The sequence below is a fragment of the Megasphaera stantonii genome (assembly GCF_003367905.1).
GTDB classification, from domain to species: domain Bacteria; phylum Bacillota; class Negativicutes; order Veillonellales; family Megasphaeraceae; genus Megasphaera; species Megasphaera stantonii.
In genome coordinates, this window is record NZ_CP029462.1 from 2,061,795 (window position 1) to 2,084,628 (window position 22,834).

The 22,834-nt window shown below is 52.5% G+C and carries 21 protein-coding genes; 19 read left to right on the forward strand and 2 right to left on the reverse strand.

Annotation, left to right across the window (positions count from 1 at the left end; genetic code table 11):
- Positions 1 to 42: 42 nt before the first annotated feature.
- From DKB62_RS09630 to DKB62_RS09680, 11 genes are all read left to right on the forward strand, one after another.
- The gene (locus DKB62_RS09630; RefSeq protein WP_087476826.1) at positions 43 to 726 is read left to right on the forward strand and encodes a response regulator transcription factor; all 684 of its coding nucleotides are present in this window, start codon (positions 43 to 45) and stop codon (positions 724 to 726) included.
- A complete protein-coding gene (locus tag DKB62_RS09635; protein ID WP_107196188.1) occupies positions 723 to 2,444 on the forward strand; it encodes a sensor histidine kinase in 1,722 nt (573 codons plus the stop codon). Before DKB62_RS09630 ends, DKB62_RS09635 begins: the two co-directional genes overlap by 4 nt.
- 10 nt (positions 2,445 to 2,454) lie before the next feature.
- On the forward strand, positions 2,455 to 3,783 hold the full coding sequence (larAH10, locus tag DKB62_RS09640) for an NPN-dependent 2-hydroxyacid racemase, LarAH10 family (RefSeq protein ID WP_107196187.1): 1,329 nt from the start codon (positions 2,455 to 2,457) through the stop codon (positions 3,781 to 3,783).
- A gap of 200 nt (positions 3,784 to 3,983) precedes the next feature.
- Positions 3,984 to 4,865, forward strand: a complete 882-nt coding sequence (locus tag DKB62_RS09645) for a phosphate ABC transporter substrate-binding protein (RefSeq protein WP_095629197.1) — start codon at positions 3,984 to 3,986, stop codon at positions 4,863 to 4,865.
- Between the two features lie 18 nt (positions 4,866 to 4,883).
- Positions 4,884 to 5,804 (forward strand): phosphate ABC transporter permease subunit PstC, encoded by a 921-nt coding sequence (gene pstC, locus DKB62_RS09650; protein ID WP_107196186.1) that lies wholly within the window; start codon positions 4,884 to 4,886, stop codon positions 5,802 to 5,804.
- Between the two features lie 4 nt (positions 5,805 to 5,808).
- Positions 5,809 to 6,687, forward strand: a complete 879-nt coding sequence (gene pstA, locus DKB62_RS09655) for a phosphate ABC transporter permease PstA (RefSeq protein WP_107196185.1) — start codon at positions 5,809 to 5,811, stop codon at positions 6,685 to 6,687.
- Positions 6,687 to 7,547 (forward strand): phosphate ABC transporter ATP-binding protein PstB, encoded by an 861-nt coding sequence (gene pstB / locus DKB62_RS09660; RefSeq protein WP_107196184.1) that lies wholly within the window; start codon positions 6,687 to 6,689, stop codon positions 7,545 to 7,547. Before pstA ends, pstB begins: the two co-directional genes overlap by 1 nt.
- Positions 7,548 to 7,560: 13 nt before the next feature.
- A complete protein-coding gene (phoU, locus tag DKB62_RS09665) occupies positions 7,561 to 8,208 on the forward strand; it encodes a phosphate signaling complex protein PhoU (RefSeq protein WP_107196183.1) in 648 nt (215 codons plus the stop codon).
- Positions 8,209 to 8,338: 130 nt separating this feature from the next.
- Positions 8,339 to 8,941: a hypothetical protein gene (locus DKB62_RS09670; RefSeq protein ID WP_087476834.1), complete on the forward strand. Its 603-nt coding sequence runs from the start codon at positions 8,339 to 8,341 to the stop codon at positions 8,939 to 8,941.
- Positions 8,942 to 8,985: 44 nt separating this feature from the next.
- Positions 8,986 to 10,230, forward strand: coding sequence for a deoxyguanosinetriphosphate triphosphohydrolase family protein (locus DKB62_RS09675; protein WP_107196182.1), 1,245 nt, complete (start codon positions 8,986 to 8,988; stop codon positions 10,228 to 10,230).
- 95 nt (positions 10,231 to 10,325) lie between these two features.
- Positions 10,326 to 10,556: a DUF1653 domain-containing protein gene (locus tag DKB62_RS09680; RefSeq protein ID WP_087476836.1), complete on the forward strand. Its 231-nt coding sequence runs from the start codon at positions 10,326 to 10,328 to the stop codon at positions 10,554 to 10,556.
- 100 nt (positions 10,557 to 10,656) lie between these two features.
- Here the strand turns inward: DKB62_RS09680 and DKB62_RS09685 are convergent, their stop codons facing one another.
- Positions 10,657 to 10,863: a DUF1858 domain-containing protein gene (locus DKB62_RS09685; protein WP_087476837.1), complete on the reverse strand. Its 207-nt coding sequence runs from the start codon at positions 10,861 to 10,863 to the stop codon at positions 10,657 to 10,659.
- Between the two features lie 565 nt (positions 10,864 to 11,428).
- Here DKB62_RS09685 and DKB62_RS09690 point away from each other — a divergent pair.
- The gene (locus DKB62_RS09690; protein ID WP_414467294.1) at positions 11,429 to 13,024 is read left to right on the forward strand and encodes an L-lactate permease; all 1,596 of its coding nucleotides are present in this window, start codon (positions 11,429 to 11,431) and stop codon (positions 13,022 to 13,024) included.
- Between the two features lie 484 nt (positions 13,025 to 13,508).
- Here the strand turns inward: DKB62_RS09690 and DKB62_RS09695 are convergent, their stop codons facing one another.
- A complete protein-coding gene (locus DKB62_RS09695; protein ID WP_087476839.1) occupies positions 13,509 to 14,444 on the reverse strand; it encodes a YitT family protein in 936 nt (311 codons plus the stop codon).
- Positions 14,445 to 14,645: 201 nt separating this feature from the next.
- Between DKB62_RS09695 and ispE the strand changes: the two genes are divergently transcribed.
- The 7 genes from ispE (at position 14,646) to DKB62_RS12710 (ending at position 22,819) form a co-directional block, all read left to right on the forward strand.
- The gene (ispE, locus tag DKB62_RS09700) at positions 14,646 to 15,536 is read left to right on the forward strand and encodes a 4-(cytidine 5'-diphospho)-2-C-methyl-D-erythritol kinase (RefSeq protein ID WP_107196180.1); all 891 of its coding nucleotides are present in this window, start codon (positions 14,646 to 14,648) and stop codon (positions 15,534 to 15,536) included.
- Entirely contained in the window at positions 15,514 to 16,242 is a 729-nt protein-coding gene (locus DKB62_RS09705) for a GntR family transcriptional regulator (RefSeq protein ID WP_087476841.1), read from the forward strand. Before ispE ends, DKB62_RS09705 begins: the two co-directional genes overlap by 23 nt.
- 241 nt (positions 16,243 to 16,483) lie before the next feature.
- Positions 16,484 to 17,785, forward strand: a complete 1,302-nt coding sequence (gene larAH10 / locus DKB62_RS09710) for an NPN-dependent 2-hydroxyacid racemase, LarAH10 family (RefSeq protein WP_198643505.1) — start codon at positions 16,484 to 16,486, stop codon at positions 17,783 to 17,785.
- 221 nt (positions 17,786 to 18,006) lie between these two features.
- Positions 18,007 to 19,407, forward strand: coding sequence for an FAD-binding oxidoreductase (locus DKB62_RS09715; protein ID WP_107196178.1), 1,401 nt, complete (start codon positions 18,007 to 18,009; stop codon positions 19,405 to 19,407).
- 222 nt (positions 19,408 to 19,629) lie between these two features.
- Complete coding sequence (locus DKB62_RS09720; protein ID WP_115759901.1) at positions 19,630 to 21,675, forward strand: sigma-54 interaction domain-containing protein; 2,046 nt, start codon at positions 19,630 to 19,632, stop codon at positions 21,673 to 21,675.
- Between the two features lie 206 nt (positions 21,676 to 21,881).
- Positions 21,882 to 22,613: a 3-hydroxyacyl-CoA dehydrogenase family protein gene (locus DKB62_RS09725; protein ID WP_198643504.1), complete on the forward strand. Its 732-nt coding sequence runs from the start codon at positions 21,882 to 21,884 to the stop codon at positions 22,611 to 22,613.
- Entirely contained in the window at positions 22,508 to 22,819 is a 312-nt protein-coding gene (locus DKB62_RS12710) for a 3-hydroxyacyl-CoA dehydrogenase family protein (RefSeq protein WP_232818804.1), read from the forward strand. Before DKB62_RS09725 ends, DKB62_RS12710 begins: the two co-directional genes overlap by 106 nt.
- The last annotated feature ends 15 nt before the right edge of the window (positions 22,820 to 22,834 follow it).

The window sequence follows — 22,834 nt, forward strand, 5'->3', positions numbered from 1 at the left end:
AAAGAATAGAATACCATTATATGCAGATTAGGATGTGAGAACATGGCGTTGATTTATTGTGTCGAAGATGATGAAAATATACGTGAACTCGTAGGGTACGCCTTGCGCAGCCAGGATTTTGAAGTAGAAACCTTTGCCGACGGCAAGGAATTCTGGAAGGCTGTGCAGCAGCGCGTACCGGCTCTGGTGCTGCTGGACATCATGCTTCCCGGAGAAAGCGGCACGGAAATATTGGATAAAATTCGAAAAGACACGCAGCTCCGATCTCTTCCGGTCATCATGCTGACGGCAAAGACCAGCGAATACGACATCGTCCGCGGGCTGGACGGCGGCGCCGACGATTACGTCTGCAAGCCCTTCGGCATCGTCGAGCTGATATCCCGCATACGGTCCGTCCTGCGCCGCAGCAAGCCGCAGCGACGGGAAAGCAACATGTATTCTTTCGGTCCCGTATCCCTCGACGGCGAAAAACACGTCGTCACTGTCAACGGCGAGCCATGCCATTTGACGGTCAAGGAATTCGAACTGCTGCGGTATCTTTTGGTCAATATAGACATCGTGCTGAAACGCGAACAAATTATGGAAGCCGTATGGGGATTTACGTATGAAGGCGAAAGCCGCACTATCGACATGCATATCAAGAGCTTGCGGCAAAAACTGGGCGACGGAGGGCACATTATCCGCACTGTACGCGGCGTCGGGTATGTGATTGGCGGAAACGTATGAGAAAGAAAATATACGTCAGCCTTCTTGCCATGGGGTTCGCCTGCATGGCCATTACCGTCCTGATTTCAGGATGGTTCTTTTGGCAGGCTGTGCAGCGCCAGGCTGCGGAAGAAATGCACGTCGTCATGAACGTCATTTCGAATACGATTCAAAAGAACGACGACATGGAAGCTTACCTGCAGGGAATTGCCGATGGATGCGAAGGCAGCCTGCGCATTACGTGGATCAATCCGGACGGAACTATTCGCTTTGAATCGAAGTATGACAAGTGGCAGATGGAAAATCATCTCGACCGGCCGGAAGTACAGGAGGCGCTGAACGAGGCCTACGGCACGGCTGTCCGCAAGTCCCATACCTTGTCGCGGGACTTATATTATATGGCGGAACAAATGCCGGACGGGACGATCCTGCGCCTCAGCATGGAACGGGAATCTATTTATTCCCATTTCCTGTCGCTGCTGCCGGTTGTGGTTCTGCTGCTCCTTTGCGCGGCCGTAGCCTGCATCAAGGCCTCCCGCATGCTGACGGCCAGCCTTTTGAATCCGCTGCGCCGCACCGTATTGCTCATGCGGCAAATTGGAGATCCCAATGGCATTTCCGTTCCCGCTTCGTACCATGTCGACGCTGAGCTGCGGCCGCTGGTAGATAAAATTATCGACCAGAGCCAGGCCCTGAACCAACTGATTCACAGCTTGGAACAGCAGCGCAACATCGTGCGGCTCATGATGGAAAATTTACAGGAAGGCGTCATCTTGACGGACGATACGTACCGCATCCTGGGAATGAACCGCTGCGCCGGCGATATCCTGCAGAAAAAGGACGTCTCGGCCTTAGTCGGACAGCCGCTGGAGCCGTTTTTTGCAGAGGCGCCGTGGGATGAAATACACGGACATACCAATCTTCCCGACGTATTGGAGCGGAAAATCAGCAGAGACGCGTCGCTGTATTTATTGACGGTACAGTCGGTGTACCAGGATGAAGAATTTTACGGCGTGCTGTTTATCATTGATGATATTACCGAGCAGGAGCATCGGGAACAGCTGCGCCGCGAATTTACGTCCAACGTGTCCCATGAGCTCAAAACGCCGCTGACCTCTATCAGCGGGTTTGCCGAAGTGCTGTCGGCAGGCTTGTTTAAAAGCGACGCCGACGTCGTCCATTTCGGCTCGCTTATCCGCAAGGAGGCGAAGCGGCTGTTGGCCATGATTGAAGAAATCATGCACCTGACCCGCATCGAGGAAAATCGGGAAAAGGTTCATCGCGAACCGGTGTGCCTGCCGGAAATTATAAGGGATATCGTCGAATTTATGGAACCGATGCTGGTGGAAAAGAAAGTGACCGTTCACTGTACGCTGGAGCAGGCGACGGTACTGGGGGATAAGGGACTGCTGCGGGAAATGGCTATGAATCTCATCGACAATGCGGTCAAGTACAATCTTCCCGGCGGCCATGTATACGTGTCGGTGCGGAAGCGCGGAGACCATATCGACTTTGCCGTTAAGGATACGGGGATCGGCATTCCCGAAGACAAGCAGAAGCGCGTGTTCGAGCGCTTTTACCGGGCTGACACGAGCCGTTCCCGGAAGATAAGCGGCAGCGGACTGGGCCTGTCTATTGTCAAGCATATTGCTGAATACCATAACGGCACGATTACGCTCCGCAGCAAGGAAAATCACGGGACTGAAATCATCATTCATTTGCCGTCAGGCAATTTATAAGGAGAAATACATGAAACAATATACGTTTCCATATGGACGTGGAGTTCAAACCGTCGTATTGCCGGAAGACCATGTAGCGTACGAGCTGAAGGGAACTGGGGCGGCGCCTGTAGCGGACGTGACAAAGGCAGTGCAGAAGGCGCTGCGCAGGGTATATCCGAAGGACGCACTATCAGAACGCGTCGCGCCGTATGAAAAGGTCGTCATCGTCGTCAGCGACGGAACGCGGAGGGTATATACGCCGCAGATGCTGGACGCCGTCATCAGCGAGCTCCATGACATCGGCATGGCGGACGAGCAGATTACGCTGCTCGTCGCCTTGGGGACGCACCGGCTGGCGACAAAGCGGGAGCTGACGGAGATCTGCGGCTCTTGGGCAGGCAGACTGCGCGTCGTGCAGCATGACTGCCGGGACAAGAAGCAGCTGGCTTACGTCGGAACGACGGCGGAGGGCAATGTCGTATATCTGAATCGGTTGGCGGCGGAAGCCGATAAGATTATTCTCACCGGAGGCATTTCTTTTCACGACATGGCCGGCTTCAGCGGCGGGAGAAAGGCCGTCCTGCCCGGCTTGGCCGGATACGACACGATCATGCGGAACCACGCCCTGGCTTTGAATTCGGAAGAGATCGGCGGGCTGAATCGGTGCTGCGACGCGGCCCGGCTGGAGGGCAACCCCATGCATGAAGACATGGTGGAAGGGGCATCGTTTATAGATCCCGATTTTATGATCAATACAGTGCTGGGCGCTGACGGCGCGGTCATCGACGTCGTGGCAGGCCATTGGCTGACGGATTGGCGGGAGGGCTGTCGGGAGCTGCTGGCTGCCGACAGCGTTGCGATTCCGCAAAAGGCGGACGTGACGATTGCTTCGGCCGGAGGCTATCCGAAGGATATCAATTTCTATCAGGCCACGAAGGCCCATATGAACGCCGTCTTTGCGACGAAGCCCGGCGGCATCATGATTTTAGTGATGGAATGCCCCGATATAAGCGAACCGCCGGAGTTTGCCGAAGCCTTCGGCCAGAGCGATACATCCGCAGCCGAACAGGCCCTGCGGCAGCACTTCACCATTGGCGCCTTTTCCGCCTATAAGACGCAGGAAATCATCGAGTCCATGCGGGCAGTGTTTGTCGTTACGGAGCGCAAAAACTTTGACATCATGAAGCGAAGCGGCCAAATTCCCGTTGAATCGCTGGAAGAAGCCTGGCAGGCGGCAAAAGCTATCTTGGCGGAGGAAGGAAAAGAGGACTACACCATAGCCCTCATGCCCTACGCCGCGTCGACGCTGCCTGTAATAAAGAAGACTAGAGAAGAAATAGAATACGATATTGAATGAAAGAGCGCCCTTTCGGGCGCTTTTTTACTGGCCAGAATTCTCTATTAGGTTGCCTGTTTTGCAAAAGATGTCTGCTTTTGTAAATTTTACAAAACTTTACATTGTCTACATTGTAACCTTACATACCTTTGTTAGGATAAGTACGTATCAAGCAAGAAGCACTCATAAACTTGTACTTGACAAAAGGAGAGGATCTTAATATGAAATTGAGAAAGTTAGTTCTTGCTGCATTAGCGGCAATGATGGTTGTCAGCGCAGCCGGCTGCGGCGGCGAACAGAAGAGCGAAAGCAGCTCGAATACGGCGGCTGTATCTGGCAGCATTACTGGTTCTGGTTCTTCTGCATTGCTTCCTTTGGTAAAAGATGCTGCGGAAAAGTTCAAAGCTAATAACAAAGACGTAACGATTACCTTAAACGCCGGCGGTTCCGGCACGGGCCTGAAACAGGTTTCCGACGGCTCCGTAGACATGGGCAACTCCGACGTACCGGCTGAAACGAAACTCGACAAAGCGAAAGCTGAAAAGCTCGTAGACCATAAAGTATGCGTTATGACTGTCGCTACCATCGTCAATAAAGACGTAGGCGTTAAGAACCTGACTCGTCAGCAGCTTCAGGATATCTTCACGGCTAAAGTTACAAACTGGAAAGATGTCGGCGGCCCGGACAAACCGATCGTCCTCGTAACTCGTCCGAAAACTTCCGGTACGCGAGCTCTCTTTAAACAGTACGCGATCAACGGTGCAGAAGAAGCAGACAACAAATCCCTCGAAACGGATAACTCCGGTATCCTCATCCAGAGCGTAGCTCAGAATCCTGGTGCGATCGGCTACGTAGCGCTTCCGTACCTCATCAATGATAAGAGCGTAGATGTTCTGTCCATCGACGGCGTAGAACCGACGCTGGAAAATACATACAGCGGTAAATATGCCGTATGGGGCTACGAACACATCTACACGAGCAAAGAACCGAAAGCTGCCGTTAAAGCCTTCCTTGAATACATTATGGGCGACGAATACGGCAAGCGCATTGAAGAACTTGGCTACGGCGTAAGCTCCAAGATGCAGACAAAAGAAGTTCACTAATCACACGGAGGGAATGTAATGAATGCAATCGAAGCGGCGGTCTCTAGAGCCCACCGAAGCGAGAAAGCAGCCCGGACCTTCATTACAGTATGCGGCATCGGTATGGCACTGGTGCCGTTTCTCATTGGGGCCTTTCTCTTTATAAAGGGTACAGATACCTTTTTCCTGTTTGGACATGGCGTCGGCGAGTTCTTATTCTCCGGCGAATGGAATCCGAGCGATACGGCAGAAGGCGGCGGTCAGGTCGGTGCGGCGAAATTCATGGCCGGATCGCTCGTGACCTGTTTGTTGGCGCTGATTATTACCCTGCCTTTAAGTATTTCGTCGGCGATCTTCATGACGGAAATTGCGTCTCCCCGGACGCGCCGCCTGATTCAGCCGGCTATCGAATTGTTTACGGGGATTCCCTCCGTTGTCTACGGCTTTGTAGGCATGACGGTACTGATTCCCTTCCTGCGCAGCATCTTCCCCATGCCCTTCGGGTTTTCCGTATTGGCGGCGGGCATTGTGCTGGCTATCATGATTTTCCCGACGATTACGACCATGGCGGCCGACGCCATGGCGGCGGTGCCGAAGGCCTGGCGCGAAGCGTCGTACGGCCTCGGCGCTACGCGGTGGGAAACCATCGCTCACGTCGTGCTTCCTGCGGCTAAGGGCGGCATTTTTACCGGCATCATCCTCGGCCTGGCCCGCGCCCTTGGCGAAGCCCTGGCAGTAGCCATGGTTATCGGCCAGATGAAGGTCTTCCCGACGTCGCTGTTCCTGCCGGCCAGCACCTTGACGACGGCCATTTCCGCCGACATGGGCGGGGCTATGGAAGGCGGCGAATACAGCGCGGCCTTGTGGACGATGGCCCTCATCCTGTTCCTCTTGTCCTTCCTGTTTATTTTCCTGATTCATCAGCTCAATGCAGCTTCCAGCTTAAAAGGAGGCAAATAAATATATGATTAGCGTACAGTCCAAAAAGAGAATGGACAACATCATGACCAGCCTGTTTCTGTGCGGCGCCGGCTTTGCCGTCGTACTGCTCGTGGCTTTCGTCGGCTTTGTCATCGTCGAGGGCTTCAGCGGCATGACGCCGGAAATGCTGTCCTTTACGGGAAGCGGCATGGGCAACATGTTCTTCAATACCTTGTACTTAGTGTTCCTGGCGCTGATTGCCAGTACCATTACGGGCATTCCCGCCGGTATTTACCTGGCCGAATATGCGAAAAAAGGCCGCATTACCCACTGGGTTCGAATGGCTGTCGAAACGCTGGCTTCGCTGCCGTCTATCGTCGTCGGCTTGTTCGGCTACTTGGTGTTTATCGTCATGACCGGTTCGCAGTGGAACCTCTTCGCCGGCTCCCTGGCCGTATCGATCCTGACGCTGCCCCTCGTCACGTCCGTAACGGAAGACGCCCTGCGCAATTTGCCTGACAGCTACCGTCAGGGCAGCCTCGGCCTGGGCGCGTCCCATTGGCAGACGATCTGGCGGGTATTGCTGCCGGCTTGCTTCCCCCGCATCATGACCGGCCTTATCATGGCTGCCGGCCGCGGATTCGGCGAAGCCGCCGCGCTGATGTTTACTGCCGGCATGTCGACGGACATTAACTGGTCCAACTGGGATATTACGTCTACGTCTTGTCCCCTGAACCCCTTCCGCCCCGGCGAAACCCTGGCCCTGCATATCTGGGCTCTGCGGACGGAAGCGCTCCATGCCGACGCGGCTCAGCAGGCCGCCGCGTCTTCGGCTATTTTGATGATTCTCGTCGTATCGTTCAGCCTGGCTGCGCGGTATATGAGTTGGCGTATTGATAAGAAAATGGGAGGAAATAAATAATGGCAGAATTGACGACAACCTTGTCCGGTTACGGCGCGGCGCAGCAGAAAGAAGCTTCGCAGGATGCTGCAGCTACTCGTGAGTTGGAAAAAGAAAGCGCGAAATTGACGGAAGCAACCTTTGACGTAACGGGACTGGATTTATTCTATGACCAGACGCAGGCGCTGAAGGATATTTCCATGAAGATAAATAAAAACGAAATTACGGCCTTCATCGGGCCGTCGGGCTGCGGAAAATCGACGTTCCTCAAGACGCTGAACCGCATGAACGACTGGGTAGAAGGCTGCCGCATTACGGGCAAGGTCCTCTTTGAAGGCAAGGATATTTTCAAGGAAGTCGATCCCCTGGCCCTGCGGTACCGCGTAGGCATGGTATTCCAGCAGCCGACGCCGTTCCCGAAGAGCGTCTTTGAAAACGTCGCGTACGGCCCGCGCATCCAAGGCATCAACAACAAAAAGCAGCTCGAAGAGATCGTAGAAAAGAGCCTGCGCGCCGCTGCTTGCTGGGACGAAATGAAGGACCGTCTCCATAAGAGCGCCTTAGGCTTGTCCGGCGGCCAGCAGCAGCGTCTGTGCATCGCCCGTACCCTGGCAGCCAATCCGTCGGTTATCCTCATGGACGAACCGACGTCGGCCCTGGACCCGATTTCTACGCAGAAGATCGAAGACCTGGCGCTGGAATTGAAGGAAAAATATACCATCGTCATCGTAACGCACAGCATGCAGCAGGCCCGCCGTATTTCCGACAAGACGGCCTTCTTCCTCCTGGGCGAATTGATCGAATACAACAACACGGTCGACATGTTTACCAATCCGTCGAATCCGAAAACAGAAGAATACATCACGGGCCGCTTCGGCTAATAGGGGGTTAAGCATGTTACAAACATATGAAAATTCTATGAAGGAGCTGAACCAAGAGCTGTCTGCTCTGGGACTCAGCATCGAGGCCGCCATCGATAAGACCTGGAAGGTCTTGGAAACCTTTGATGTCGAATTGGCCGACGAAGTGTATAACGGCGATACGGAAATCGACGAAAAGGTACGGGAATGCATGCGCATGGACTTGACCATTAGCATGACCCAGAGTCCTGTAGCCGCCGATTGGCGCAGTCTCATGGCCACGCTGAAGATTTTGTCCGACTTGGAACGCATTGCCGACCACTGCGCAGATATTTGCCGGTACGTCCATTTGCTGGCCGATACGGGCCATCCCATCGCGCCGCCGCCGGGACTGCGGGAAATGTACGGCGTCATGTCGTCCATGGTCAGCGACGTCCTCGATTTCTACAAGGGCAAGGACAGCGCTCAGGCCGAGCTGATGAAGGATAAGGACGGCGTCGTCGACGTAGCCTTTACCCATCTGATGGAAGAAATTTCCGAACAGATGAACAAGGATTCCCAGAATTCCAAGCAGTACGTCACCTACGTGCTGATCGTCAAATATATTGAACGCATGGCCGACCATGCCAACAATATTGCCAACTGGGTTATTTACCGAGAAAAGAACGAAATCAATATTTAATCCATGTGCCCTTTCACCTGCCCGCACGTACGCGCGGCAGGTGATTTTTCATATGGGGCGAGCTCGACAGACGGGGAGAAGCATACTATAATAAACACCATAAGCGGTAATATAGGAGGAATTTATCAGCATGGGATTTTTTGACGCTTTGGTAAAATCAGATATAAACAGGACGCGCAGCGAAAAGATGTACGACGACGCGCTGAAATTGTTTAACTCGGCGCAGCTGCAGAACGAAACGCTGCCGCCGGCATTAAAAGCAGAAGTAGAAGGAGGAGAAGACTGCGACGTCCTTTCCCAGGGCAGCGGCCGGTTTGGCCACGATATGGGCAATCCCATACCCGTCAACGGCCCCTTCGGCGAAATGACCTACTTGTCGCGCCTCCGCCTGCGCAGCACTGGCTCGATGGTGTTTTTTCACAAGGTTGAAACGATCGGCCGCGTCGACAAATTTGAGCTGGTCAACGTCAGCGGAAAGGTCGTCGACTACTTGTATCTGGACATGTATCATCCCCGGGCGTCGCGGCGCTATCCCGAAGGCTACACCCTGGAAAAAGAAGCCGTCTTTCCCCGCGGCGTCACGACGACTGTTCCCGATTTTCCCGCCGGCCTGTACAAGCTGATTAAAAAGGAGGCCAAGCAGCGCCTGGGCGTGGACGTAGCCGAAAAGGAAAGCGACCGCATCGATGTTGAACAGGCCCAGGCTTCTATCCGGGAATTGCGGAAGCTATAAAGCTTTCTGGAATCCGGCTGCAGCTTCAAGAAAGGAGTGAAACGATGGAAAAGGCCTTTGCTTCTGTACGCATGGACGAGCATCATCCGAACTGGCAGATTGCCATCAGCCGTAAAGGCAGCCTGTATCGTCGGGAAGGAGATTTCCGCACGGAATTTGGCCGCGATTATACGCGTATTCTTCATTCGACGGCCTACAGCCGCCTCAAGCACAAGACCCAGGTGTTTTTTACGACGAAAAACGACCATATCTGCACGCGCATTGAGCACGTCAATCACGTCGCGTCCGTAAGCGGTACCATCGGCCGGTATTTGGGGCTGAATACGGAGCTCATCAGCGCCATTGCCAACGGCCACGACCTGGGCCACGCGCCTTTCGGCCATTTGGGCGAACGGGTATTGAGCCGCATCAGCCAGGCCGAGCTGGGCGAGACGTTTTGGCACGAACGGCAGGGCCTCCGCGTCGTCGACGATATGGAAACGCTGCTGGACCCAGCCGGGAAAATGAAAAACATGATGCTGACCTACGCCGTCCGCGACGGCATTATCAATCACTGCGGCGAAGTGCGGCAGACGGTGCTGCGTCCCCGGGAATACGTCGTCCCTCTGGAGTCGATTACCCGTCCCAACGAATACGAGCCCTATACCTGGGAAGGCTGCGTCGTCAAAATTGCCGATAAAATCGCCTATCTGGGCAGAGATATTGAAGACGCCGTGCGCCTGCGCATCCTGACGGAAGACGGCAAGCCCCTGGCCGAGTTGAAGCAGCGGCTGAACGAGCAGCTTCACGCCCATCTCCAGTCCCTGACCAATACGTCGATCATGTATCCCCTGATTACAGATATCTGCCGGGAAAGCACGCCGGAGAAGGGGCTGGTACTTTCAGAGTCCCATCTGAAGCTCATGGACGACGTCATGAAGTTCAACTACGAGTACATTTACCGTAGCAAGCGTCTGGAAGTATACCATGCCTACGCCAGGCTGATTCTGGAATCGATTTACGGCATTTTGAAGGCCTGCTATGCCGGTAGCAATACGCTGCGGGAACTGGAACGGCTGCGCCAGGACTATCCCACCTTAGGAAAACATTTTTTGGAGCGCATGAAGAAGTATTCCGATATTGGCCGGGCCGTAGCCAGCCGGGATAAATTCGGCAACGCCTTCGGAAACGCTGTGATGTACCGCATCGCCGACGATGAAAAAGACTACCGGCTGGCCTGCATCGATTATATCGCCGGCATGACCGATACCTACGCAGAAAAAATTTTCGACGAGCTTACGACATTTTAATGGAAATATGGTATAATGATACGGCAGATTTAGAAAATATGCCGGACATGAGATTCGGCAGGAACATCAGATATGCGCAGGAGGGGTTCAGACTCATGAGAGATTTACCGCAGGCCCATGAAATATGGCGTCATTTTAAAAATAATATGTACGAAATCATTACGATTGCAGAGCATACGGAAACAGGTGAAAAGTTCGTCATCTATAAAGCGCTGCAGGATACGATGAAGACCTACGCCCGCCCGCTGAAGGATTTCATGAGCGAAGTGGATAAGGCGAAGTATCCGAAGGCAGATCAGGATTTTCGCTTTGTCAAAGTAAAATAAAACGGCGTCTATACCGCCGTTCCGCATGAAATAAGCCGCAGGACAACGCTTTGATGCGCTGCCTGCGGCCTATTTTTTACTGTGTATGATGTGAAAGATATTAGCCCTTCGCTGCGATGCATTCGTTGAGATCGGCGATGAGAGCGTCTACGTCGATGCCGTGGGCGCCGGCGCCTTGGCCGATCGTTTCAAAGTGGGCGGCCATGCAGCCGACGCAGCCCAGACCGTATTGCTGGAATACTTCGAGAATCTGGGGATATTTCTGAACCGCTTCGATGATGCCCGTATCTTTTGTAATTTCTGCCATGATACATCCTCCTTGGTATAGTCTTTTCCGTATGTTTTGAAAGAACTTCCGGATTGCATCCTATTATACCATACTTTTTCAGTTTTGTATTGTCTGTTTGCAGGATTTTCTGGGATAGAGAGAAATTGGCCGAAGTGACAAAGAGCATTAGTCAAGGACATATGTAAAAAAAGCATAATTAAAATGATACTGCTAAATAATAACAAATAGAAAAGTGGAATAAATTAGTATGCTTATATCGAATTAGAGATAACTAAAAGAGGAAGAAATAGTTCGCTTTGCGAAAAGATTGAGAAAATAATAAGATATGAAATAAAAAAGTTAAAAATATTAAGATGATATGGATAAATAGATGAGTGAAAGGAATAGTAAATTTTTTTGCTTGCAATAATTAAATAGTATGTTGCATTATTCAATACATGCATTATAATAATAACAAAGGTTATTCTTTAAAATACTAAAAGGAAAGGAGCGAAGAGTAATATTGTATGCTGAATGCTGTTGGAGTATGCGGCATTCGTAATGTTTTCTGTTTTTATGTATGAAAGGGTGAATTTGGATTATGATGGTATTTTTGGCAGTACTGCCGCTGTTATGGCTTATCGTTGCCTTATCCATTTTAAAAGTACCGGCATGGAAAGCCTGTGGGGTTGCAGCAATTATTTCATTCATCGTCGCCGTCGTGCCCTTCGGTAAGGAAGCCGGCATCATGGCAACAGGCGCGTTGGAAGGCGTTGCCTTGGCTATTTGGCCTATCTTGTTAGTTATCACGTCAGCTATTTTTACCTATAACCTCGTCGTTCGCACCGGGGCTATGGAAACGATTAAGACGATGCTGACGTCCGTAAGCTCGGATATGCGTATCCTGTCCCTCCTCTTGGCCTGGGGCTTCGGCGCCTTCATGGAAGGCATGGCTGGTTTCGGTACGGCTGTTGCTATTCCTGCCGCTATGATGGTTGGCCTTGGCTTCCATCCTTTGAAATCTATTTTGGCCTGCTTAGTTGCTAACTCCGTTCCGACGACGTTCGGGTCTATCGCTATTCCGACGACGACGTTGGCAACGTTGACCCACCTTGATTCCGTTGGCTTGGGCCAGTTCATTGCAATTCAGCTCTTTATTCTTAATACGTTAAGCCCGTTCTTCGTAGTTATGATCATGGGCGGCGGCCCGAAAGCCCTGAAAGGCGTATTCCTGCCGACCCTGATTTCCGGCTTGGCCCTGTCCGTTCCGGAATTGCTCATCAACATGGCTATGGGTCCTGAACTGTCCGTTATCGTTCCGTCGGCTATTATCATGGGCTCCATCGTCGTCTGCGCGAAGATCTTCAAGACCGACGATCCGGAATACCGCGTCGAAGCTGAAGTTCGTCAGATTTCTTCCAGCGAAGGTATCAGCGCAACGATGCCTTTCATTTTGATCTTTGTCTTGTTGATCATTACGTCTAAGTTCTTCCCGTTCATCAACGGCCCGCTCAGCGCATTTAAGACGTCTGTTCAGATTTATGCTGGTCCCGGCGCTTCTCCGTATACCTTTGTATGGGTTGCTACGCCTGGCATCATGATCTTCCTTTCGGCATTCCTCGGCGGTGCTTATCAGAAAGCAAGCTTTGGCAAAATGCTCGGCGTTTTGGGCGATACGTTCAAAGGCCTGAAATTTACGTACGTTACGATTATCTGCGTCGTTATGACGGCTAAATTGATGACGTACAGCGGCATGACCGCTGAAATCGCCGGCGCTCTCGTCGCTGCGACGGGTTCCATGTATCCGGCCTTTGCTCCTCTCGTAGGCGCTCTCGGCGCATTCATCACCGGTTCCGGCACGAACGCCAACGTCCTCTTCGGGCCCCTGCAGACGGCGGCTGCCGCGCAGATGGTTCCCGGCGACACGGGCTTGGCTATGTGGCTCGCAGCTACGAACTCCGCAGGCGCAGGCATCGGCAAGATGTTCTCCCCGCAGAGTATCGCTATCGGCATCGGCGCTGTTGCTCCGGCACTGGAAGCTTACATTTCTGAAAAGAAAGTGGAAAGCGGCGAAGCGGACAGCCTGCGTCAGAGCATTCAGGCCAACGTCATCATGCAGAGCATCGCGAAATACTTCGTTATCTACATCGTAGTAGCTGGTATCTGCGCGTATTTCGGCTTGAGCATGTTCGTTCACTAAGCACATACTTGCATAAGCAAAAACAGGAATCTGCTTCGGCAGGTTCCTGTTTTTTTGATATCTGCTCGATATCCGCCGCCTATGTCTCGCTGCCTGATGAAGGTATCCCTTTGCATTGAGATATAGCGCGGCATAAAGATATAGGGAATAGGTACATCTTTGCTTGGCATAGCTCGTCCTGACAGCTTATATACGGCTTATATTATGTTATGTATTGCCGCCGGAGCGGTGGCGAGGGCCTAGGCTGTGCGCTGTGCAGTGCGAGGCTGCGGCAAGACCAGGGCTTCGGACAATACGGGCAGTTTGTCGTCTCTATGATGGTTTGCCGAATGCTTGGGCAGATACAGGGATTGTGTTTTTCCTCCTGTATAAATCGTTCTTACTCTGTTTCGATAAACTTTTGCTGCCTGACCGAAAATAGCTGAGCGGAATAAAAAAATCGCTGCCTGCCGTACGGTGCGGCAGACAGCGCAGGGAACCGGAATTAATATTCCGGCGGCATATTTTTCTTGGTTCGCGGCATTTTCAGAGCGTCGCCCGGCGAATCGTGGTATTTTACGGACGGCCCTGTAAAGCCGCGGCCGACGACTTCCGAGGCGTCGCTGATGATCATGAAGGCTCCAGGGTCGATTTTGTTGACCAGTTCCTTGATCTTGGCGATTTCCGTCAGCTTGATGACGGCGTAGATAATGCGTTTATCCTGCATGGTATAAGCTCCCTGGCCGTACAGGTACGTCGCGCCGTGGCCGATGTAGCGCATGAGCAGGTTGGCGATTTCTTCCGCATGGTTGGAAATGATAAAGACCGATTTCCGCTGCTTCAGGCCGATGACGACCTTGTTGGTAATGAAGGCCGTAATATAGGTGCTGACGAAGGTGAGAACGGCCATTTCCAGGGAAAACATGTAGGCGGCGGCGACGAGGATGAGGGAGTTGATGACCATGACGACGTTGCCCATTTCCAGGGAATAGTATTTCTTTACGATGGCTCCGACGACGTCCAGGCCGCCGCTGTTGCCGTTGTATTTGTATAAAATGCCGAATCCCAGTCCTGATACCAGGCCGCCGGTGATGCTGGAAATCATCGGATCCTTGACGATATCCCACGTCGAAAGGAAGGCCGTTGCGTCGGCCAGTACGGAGAAGATGGCCGTGCCGACGATACTGAGGATAGTATACTGCCGCCCCATGAATTTGTAGCAGGCGATCATAATCGGTATGTTGAGGGCGAAAATACCTACGCCGACAGGCAGGCCTACGGCGAAGTAAAACATGATGGCTACGCCGCCGATGCCGCTGCTGAGCAGGTGATGGGGGATGAAAAATGCATTCATACCGACGGTTACGATGAGACAGCCGATGAAGGAGGCAATGTAGGGAATTGCCAATTGTTTCAGCGATGTGTCCTGTGTTGTTTTCATGCTCTTTGCTCCTGTAAAAATGCGGAAAGAATTGTAAAATAAAGAAAAAAACGGTATAATTAAAAGTAACGCCGCTGCATCAGTATGTACAGTGGCAATGGATAACAAGGGCTGTTTGCCGTTGTTGTCTCACATTATAACATAGGAATTTTTTTATTCAATACGGATTGCAGATTTTTCATTCGAAATGGAGAGCTGGGAATGATAGAAGAGATAGGCTGCGGAAAAATTAATTTGGCCCTGGCGATTACAGGCCGGCGGGACGATGGATACCACGATATCGATACGATATTTCAATCTATCGGCCTGCATGACGTAATCCGCTTGGAAGAGGCAGATGAATTTTTGCTGACCTGTTCGAATTCAGCGCTGGCCTGCGACGAGACGAATTTAGCGTATAAAGCTTATAAAGCGCTGCTTCCGTACCGCCGCGGCCCGAAAGGCGTTCGCATTCATATCGAAAAGAACATTCCCGTCGCGGCAGGGCTGGCCGGCGGCAGCACGGACTGCGCAGCTGTGCTGCGGGGGCTCAATCGCCTGTGGCGGCTGGGCCTGACGACGGAGGAGCTGTGCCGCATCGGCGCGTCTATCGGCGCCGATGTTCCCTTTTGCATCTGCGGCGGGACGATGCGAGGCAGGGGCATCGGCGAGATATTGACGCCGCTGCCGCCTCTGCCGCCGCGGCCTGTCCTCATCGCGCATCCGCCTGTGCCGGTCTACACGGGGAAAGCCTATTCCTTATTCGACACGACGCCCCGTTTGCAGGGCATAGCTGTGGATGAGGCGGCGAAGGCTGTAGAAGCCGCCGATTTTGAAGGGCTGGAAGCCCATATGGGCAACACCTTTGAAGAACTGGTCATTCCCGACGTGCCGATGATAGAATCGTGCCGGGCCATGCTGCGCCGTCAGGGCCTGCGGCCTCTCATGGCCGGCAGCGGGCCCACCGTATTTGCCCTGGTGCCGCCGTCGGCATCGGCTGACGACATATACAGGGCCGTTGCGGCAGAGGCGAAAGACCGGGGAATTGATGTATATATAAGTTCGTTAGTGGAAGGAAATGGCGAGCCATATGAAGAAAACGACGGGATATAAATTAGAGCCCATTCAGTTAGACGTATATAGACCGTTGCGCGATGTCGTCAGCGACGTGCTGCGCCAGGCGATTAAGGACGGCGTGCTGAAGCCTGGCGAGCGGTTGATGGAAATTCGCCTGGCCGAGGAGCTGGGCGTGAGCAGGACGCCGATCCGCGAAGCCATCCGCAAATTGGAGCAGGAAGGGTTTGTCGTCATGGTGCCCCGGCGCGGTACCTATGTGGCCGATATTTCGCTGAAGGATATTTCCCAGGTTTTTGAAATCCGCGGCGCTTTGGAAGAGCTGGCCGCCGGCCTGGCCGCCGAGCGCATTACGCCGGATGAGCTGGAGCGGCTGGAGCGGATATTGGTGGAAATCAACGAATACATGGCTCACGACGACTTTGATAAGATCGTCGACGCTGACGTCCGCTTTCATGACGTCCTGTATCAGGCCAGCCGGAATCAGCGCCTCGTCGACATCCTGCATAATCTGAGAGAGCAGATGCTCCGCTTCCGCTCCATATCCATGCATTATCCGGGCCGCCTGGCGGCTACGTGGGAAGAACACCGGCAGATGGTGGAAAACATTGCCAACCATAACAGCGCCATGGCCCGCAAGGTAGCAAAGAAGCATATGGAAAATTCGGAAAAGACCCTGCTCAAGGGCATCAGTCAGGACGAAGAGTCGGCTCGTCAGATTCATGAATTGTTTCCTCATTCGTAACGGCCGAGGCCGGTAAAGAGGGCGATAGTATGTTGCATTCGTTTGTGCATTTTGTCAGCTTGGTCAGAAATAAAGAGAAAAATATGGACGAGTACGAACATTTTTTGTGCGTGCTGACCATCGTCTTATTCATACTGCTTCTGGTGCGCTCCTTAGTCGCGTTATACATGGGACGATGGAATTTATTTACAGATATATGAGGAAAGCTAGTTAATTATTGTTATATAAGGGGGATATGTGCATGAAAACTTTTTCGCTTCCCTGCGGCAAAGGGACACAAACCGTTTCGTTGGAAGAAAGCCATATGTTATACGACCTGCACGGCAACGACGTAACCGTCGCCGCCGATGAACAGGCCGCAGTACGTCAGGCTCTGCGCCAGCCTGTAGGCAGCGCGCCCCTGCGCGACATCATCCAGGCCGGCGATACCGTGGCCATCATCGTCAGCGATATTACCCGCCTGGTCCATACGGATGTCATGCTGCCAGTTATCGTGGAGGAATTGAACTCCATCGGCGTAAAGGATGAGCAGATCACCGTCATTACAGCCCAGGGTACCCATCGGGCTCATACGCCGGAAGAAGACGCCATCGTCTGCGGCCAGGAGATGGCGAAACGCCTGCGCATCGTCAACCACGACTGCCGCAACGACGAGGCCTTGACCTGCATCGGCACGACGACCTATGGAAACGACGTATATATCAACGCCGAAGCAGTTAAGGCCGATAAGGTTATTTTGACCGGCTCCGTGTCCTTCCATCCCATGGCTGGATTCGGCGGCGGCCGAAAGGCCGTGCTGCCCGGTATTGCCGGATACGACACGATCATGCGCAATCACGCCATGGCCTTGACGGAAGACGTTGGCGGCGGCTGCAACCCGTTGTGCGAAACGAGCCTGCTGGAACACAACCCCCTCCATGACGACATGCGTCAGGCGGCGGAAATGCTGAACCCGGCCTATCTGGTCAATACGGTGTTTACGGCTGACGGAGAGTTATACGAAGTCGTAGGCGGCCATTGGCATGAAGCGTGGAAAAAGGGCTGTGAAGACTTACTGCGCATTGCCAGCGTGCCGATTCAGGAGTTGTCGGACGTCACGATCGGTTCGGCCGGCGGATATCCTAAGGATATGAACCTGTATCAGAGCATGAAGGCCCATATGAACTCCGTCTTTGCGACGAAGCCCGGCGGCATTATGATTTTCACCTTAGATTGCCCGGACATTAAGGAACCGGCTATTTTTACGAATTGGTTTTTCCGCAGCAACATGGAAGAATTTGAACGGGATTTGCGCGCCGATTTTTCGATTCCCGCTTTCGTAGCCTTTAAATCGCGGTGCATCATCAATTCCATGAAGCAGGTATATGTCGTTACCCGGCCGGAAAACTTTGATATCATCCGCCAGAGCGGCCAGATTCCGGCGGCGACGCTGGAAGAAGCCTGGGCTATGGCGCAGGAAGAATTGAAGCGGGAAGGGAAGGACGACTATATGGTGACCGTTATGGGACACGCGTCGGCTACCTTCCCGGTACTGCAGAAATAAGACAGACGGGCTGACCCGAAGCAAGCTGCTTCGGGTTATACGTTTTACTCATAATTTATGCATAAAGCTCATGGTTAGGAATGATAAAACTGTATAATCTTTTTCTGGGCAAGGCAAGACAAATGAAATGGCCTGTATTATAATAAGCGTATTCAACTAATTTGTTGCAGCTGCAGAAACGGAAGTTGCAGTATATCGTAAAAAAGGGGATGCAGTTAGTTATGAAACAATACAATCCAGTTACAGCAGAAGTCGTCAAGGCGCTTCAGGACGTCGTCGGGGAAAAATACGTCAAAACGGCGCCCGACGTATTAGACGTGTATAAATCTGATGAAAGCCTGGCTCCGTCGTATTGGCGCACGCCTGAAGTCGTCGTGCTGCCGGCTAATACGGAAGAAGTGGCCGAAATCGTCAAGATCGCCAACAAGTACAACGTTCCCGTTACGCCGCGAAGCGCCGGCACCAGCGTCAGCTGCGGCGCCGTGCCGGTATACCATGGCATCGTCCTGCTGATGGAACGGATGAACCGCATTTTGGAAGTCAACGAAGAAGGCATGTACATGGTTGTCGAAGCGGGCGTGCGTACGATCGACATTCAAAATTTGGCTAAATCTAAAGGCCTGCTGTACGCCGGCGACCCGTGCAGCTCCGACAGCTGCCTCATCGGCGGCAACCTGGCTACCAACGCCGGCGGCAACAAAGCTGTGCGCTATGGCACGACCCGTCATCAGGTATACGCCATTGAAGTCGTCCTGCCGAACGGCAAGATCGCCAACCTCGGCGCGCCGCTGAAAAAGTGCTCGACAGGCTTCTGCCTCGACCAGCTGGTCATCGGCTCGGAAGGCACGCTGGGCATCATTACGAAGGCGACGCTGAAGCTCGTCCCCCTGTGCCCGTACCGCCTTGACGTATTGGCCGTCTTTACCGACCTGGGCAAAGCCACGGCTCTGGTGCCGAACTTGATCAAAGCCGGCCTCAATCCGACGTCCGTCGAATTTATGGACAACAACTTCGTCCGCAGCGCCAGCGATTACAGCGATCTGCGCCTGCCTCATTATGAAGACGGTTACTACGATATCATTTCGATTGAAACGTTCAATGAAGACGAACTGGACGACAAGATGGAAAAATTGGCGGCCATTTGCGAAGCCTGCGGCGCAACGGACGTCGTAGAAGCCGACGACAGAGTGTGGACAGTTCGCCGCAACTGCCTGGAAAGCACGCGGGTGTTCTCCAAGGTCGCCACGTCGGAAGATTTGGTCGTACCGGTCACGAAGATTGCCGACTGCATACAGTCCTTAGTCGAAGAAAGCAAGAAATACGACTTCCGCGTATTCTGCCTGGCTCACGCCGGCGACGGCAACCTCCATTTCCAAATCCTAAAATGCGATATGAGCGATGAGGAATGGGAAAAACAGCTGGAAGAATTCCGCGACGTCGCCTATAAATACGTATACGGCTTAGGCGGCCGCTTGTCCGGCGAACACGGCATCGGCTTTAAGCGTCTCGACTACATGGAAAAATACACCGACCCGGTAGAGCTGGAACTCATGAAGTCCATTAAACGGGCTATCGACCCCAACTGGATTTTAAACCCCGGTAAAGTCATCAGCGCCGACTAATGTTTTGGAATCAATAAATGCATACGCAGCGCCCCGATAGGAAATCGTGAAGACATGATTTTCTATCGGGGCGTTTTTTGTCATGTGAAAGTTCATTTCATGAAATTGGACTCCTATTTGGCGGTATGAAGGGCAAAAATGCAGTCAATAGCCGAAAGGAATGGTATAATATTGTATATGAGATAACGGTAATTTGTCGGATAGAGGAGCGTGACGATACAGTTGACAAAACTAGATATAAAAAATCTATTTAACCCGCAGCATATTCTCCATGTCGGCAACATGCGGGCGAAATTTTTTGCCAGCGGCAGCTTTGACGGCATTACAGACGTGCGGGAAGAAATTTTACACGGCTGGAAGGTATCCTACGACAGAGGCTACCGCACGCCGGATTTCAAAAAGCCCGTCGTGACGGACTTGTACCTGCGCACGCAGAAGGAGGAAGAGCTGCTGGCTATTGCCGTGCCGTATATGGAGCGGTTGTATACGTTTTTACAGAACGATACCTTTTGGATTACCCTATTGGATCGCGACGGCGTCATCTTAAAGCTGGTCGGCTCGGATACGATGCTGAAGGAACTGGCGGCGACGGGACTTATCGAAGGCTCCAACCGGGGGAGCGACGTTCCCTATGGAGGGTTGTTTCACCTGGTCTTTACCTACAAAAAGCCCTTCATTATCGTGTCGACGGAACACGCCTCGTCTATCGACGACAACCTGGCCGGCGGCGCCTGCCCTATCGTCGACCCAGAGACGAAGGAGATTTTAGGCTTTATCGCCGTATCGGGCCATTGGTGGTATTCCCATCTGCATACGCTGGGATTGGCCGTCATCGCGGCGGAAGCCATTTCCAAGCAGTATGCATTGGAAAAAGCGACGAAGCGCCTGTACGCCATGAGTCAATCCCTGAAAAAAGTAAACTCCCGGCTATATACGACGCTGGACAGCATTAAGACGGGTATCATTTACTGTAATGAAGAGGGAACGGTCAAGGTCATCAATGAAGGCGCTGTGAAATTGCTGGGAATCAAGAAGGACTTGAAGGATGTGCCGGGGACGAACGTCTGCCCGTATTTTGACTCGAAGCTGTCTATGGATAAAATCGCCGCCAATACGAAGAACGGCGAAACGTACTGCTACGAGCTGGTCAGCTCGGGCTGCCCCGATTTTGTCCATAAACGGAACTATTTGCTGTACTGCTACATCCGCCGCATCAATATTGGCGAAAAGGAACAGGAATATATTATTACTCTGTCGAAGCAGACCGAAGCCCATCTGAATGCGACCAAGATGATCTATGCCGAGCCGACGTTCAGCTTCGATGACATTATCGGCTCGTCCGACGCGATCCGGCAGGTGAAAACCATTGCCGAGCTGGGGGCAGCCCATAATCCATCTATCTTGATTACCGGCGAGAGCGGGACGGGGAAGGAATTGTTTGCCCAGTCCATTCATAATGCCAGCAGCCGGCGGAATGGTCCCTTTGTGGCGATTAACTGCGGCGCTATCCCGCGGACCCTCATAGAAAGCGAGCTCTTCGGCTATGAAAAGGGCGCCTTTACCGGCGCCGACAAGAAAGGGCATCCGGGCAAGTTTGAGCTGGCCAACGGCGGCACCTTGTTTTTAGACGAAATCGGCGACATGCCCTACGACGTCCAGGTGACGCTGCTGCGCGTGCTGCAGACGCAGACGGTAACCCGCATCGGCGGCGCGAAGCCCACACAGATCGACGTCCGCATCGTGTCGGCTACGAACAAGGACCTGCGCAAGTGCATTGAAAACCATACCTTCCGCGAAGATTTATACTACCGCCTCAACGTGTTTACCATCCCCTTGCCGCCGCTGCGGGAACGGGGCCGGGACATAGAGGAAATCGCCCGCTATTTCCTGACGGTCTATAATAAGATTTACGACAAGCACGTCGCCGACATATCGGAAGACGTCTTGCGGGCCTTTCACGCCTACCGGTGGCCCGGCAATATACGGGAACTGGAAAACGTGATGGAGCGGGCCGTTATCTTGTGTAAAACGAATGTAGTCGTTCTTAAAGATATTCCCCGTGACATAACCCTTATAGGAGGGGGGGGGGGTATGATTGGTCAGCGAATTATTAATTCGACAACAATTGCGAATCGAGAGCAAATAGAAGAAACGCTCAGGAGACATAAGGGTAACATGTCCCATGCGGCGAAGGAGTTGGGGATGAGCCGTCCAACGTTGTATAAGCGCGTCAAGGAATACGGCATAGACAAACGAAAATTTGAGTGACGAAATGAAAAAGCCAGTACCTGTATCATCTGCCGGTACTGGCTTTTGCTTGCGTGAAAAGTGTAAAGGGCTTTTACAGTGTAAATGGAGTGTAAAGGCATTTTACACTGTAACGATGGAAAAATGGCTGTTTTGCGCCTCTTTATATATGGCATGAAAATTTCGTATATATTTTCAAATCGAAATTCAAGGAGGCAATACGCATTATGGAAGTAAAACAGATTTTAGTGTACGGCGCCGGCTTGATGGGCCGGGGCATCGCCCAGGTATTTTCCCGCAATCCGGAATATTCCATCGTTTTATATGATATCGCCGACAACGATGTTCTCGGCCAGGTCCGCAAGGAAATGATGTCCTTTGTCGATCAGGGCATCGTCGATGCCGACACGGCAGAACAGCAGCTGAGCCGCATCAGCTTTACGACGGATTTGAGCCCTGAATTGTGCCAGAAGACGGATTTAGTCGTCGAAGCCGTATTTGAAAACATGGAATTGAAGCAATCGGTCTTCGAAAAGCTGGAAATCATGTGCCGTCCCGACACGATTTTCTGCACCAATACGTCCGTCATGAGCCCGACGGAAATCAGCGCCCGCGTCAAGCACAAAGAACGCTTCGTCGGCACCCATTTCTGGAATCCGGCAACGCTGATTCCCCTGGTAGAAGTCGTCAAAGCCAACGGCTCGTCTGACGAAGTAGCCCAGCAGGTATACGACATTTTGGAAAAAGTAGGCAAAAAGCCGGTTATCTGCCAGCGCGACGTGCCGGGCTTCATTGCCAACCGCATGCAGCACGCCCTGTGGAGAGAAAAGCGATTTATATCGTCGAACAGGGGATTGCCGACGCCGAAACGGTCGATAAAGCCGTTAAATACAGCTTCGGCCTCCGCCTGCCCCAGCTGCCGCCGTTGGTTAACTCCGATTTGGTCGGCACGGACTTGACCTACAACATTCACGAATACATCTTGAAATATCTGTGCAGTGACACGACGCCGTCGCCCCTGCTGGTCAAGATGAAGGAAGAAAACAAGATGGGCTTCAAGAGCGGCGAAGGCTTCTTCAAATGGGACGACGAATCCATCGCAGCAGAACGCAAGGGGCTGAACGACTATTTAATTCACATGCTTTATAAAAAAGACAAAGAATAAGATCGTATGTTAAGG

What these genes read in the sequence shown, in the direction of transcription:
- DKB62_RS09630 (WP_087476826.1), top strand. Translation starts at nt 43, where the DNA reads ATGGCGTTGATTTATTGTGTCGAAGATGATGAAAATATACGTGAACTC.
- DKB62_RS09635 (WP_107196188.1), top strand. Translation starts at nt 723, where the DNA reads ATGAGAAAGAAAATATACGTCAGCCTTCTTGCCATGGGGTTCGCCTGC.
- larAH10 (WP_107196187.1), top strand. Translation starts at nt 2,455, where the DNA reads ATGAAACAATATACGTTTCCATATGGACGTGGAGTTCAAACCGTCGTA.
- DKB62_RS09645 (WP_095629197.1), top strand. Translation starts at nt 3,984, where the DNA reads ATGAAATTGAGAAAGTTAGTTCTTGCTGCATTAGCGGCAATGATGGTT.
- pstC (WP_107196186.1), top strand. Translation starts at nt 4,884, where the DNA reads ATGAATGCAATCGAAGCGGCGGTCTCTAGAGCCCACCGAAGCGAGAAA.
- pstA (WP_107196185.1), top strand. Translation starts at nt 5,809, where the DNA reads ATGATTAGCGTACAGTCCAAAAAGAGAATGGACAACATCATGACCAGC.
- pstB (WP_107196184.1), top strand. Translation starts at nt 6,687, where the DNA reads ATGGCAGAATTGACGACAACCTTGTCCGGTTACGGCGCGGCGCAGCAG.
- phoU (WP_107196183.1), top strand. Translation starts at nt 7,561, where the DNA reads ATGTTACAAACATATGAAAATTCTATGAAGGAGCTGAACCAAGAGCTG.
- DKB62_RS09670 (WP_087476834.1), top strand. Translation starts at nt 8,339, where the DNA reads ATGGGATTTTTTGACGCTTTGGTAAAATCAGATATAAACAGGACGCGC.
- DKB62_RS09675 (WP_107196182.1), top strand. Translation starts at nt 8,986, where the DNA reads ATGGAAAAGGCCTTTGCTTCTGTACGCATGGACGAGCATCATCCGAAC.
- DKB62_RS09680 (WP_087476836.1), top strand. Translation starts at nt 10,326, where the DNA reads ATGAGAGATTTACCGCAGGCCCATGAAATATGGCGTCATTTTAAAAAT.
- DKB62_RS09685 (WP_087476837.1), bottom strand. Translation starts at nt 10,863, where the DNA reads ATGGCAGAAATTACAAAAGATACGGGCATCATCGAAGCGGTTCAGAAA.
- DKB62_RS09690 (WP_414467294.1), top strand. Translation starts at nt 11,429, where the DNA reads ATGGTATTTTTGGCAGTACTGCCGCTGTTATGGCTTATCGTTGCCTTA.
- DKB62_RS09695 (WP_087476839.1), bottom strand. Translation starts at nt 14,444, where the DNA reads ATGAAAACAACACAGGACACATCGCTGAAACAATTGGCAATTCCCTAC.
- ispE (WP_107196180.1), top strand. Translation starts at nt 14,646, where the DNA reads ATGATAGAAGAGATAGGCTGCGGAAAAATTAATTTGGCCCTGGCGATT.
- DKB62_RS09705 (WP_087476841.1), top strand. Translation starts at nt 15,514, where the DNA reads ATGAAGAAAACGACGGGATATAAATTAGAGCCCATTCAGTTAGACGTA.
- larAH10 (WP_198643505.1), top strand. Translation starts at nt 16,484, where the DNA reads ATGAAAACTTTTTCGCTTCCCTGCGGCAAAGGGACACAAACCGTTTCG.
- DKB62_RS09715 (WP_107196178.1), top strand. Translation starts at nt 18,007, where the DNA reads ATGAAACAATACAATCCAGTTACAGCAGAAGTCGTCAAGGCGCTTCAG.
- DKB62_RS09725 (WP_198643504.1), top strand. Translation starts at nt 21,882, where the DNA reads ATGGAAGTAAAACAGATTTTAGTGTACGGCGCCGGCTTGATGGGCCGG.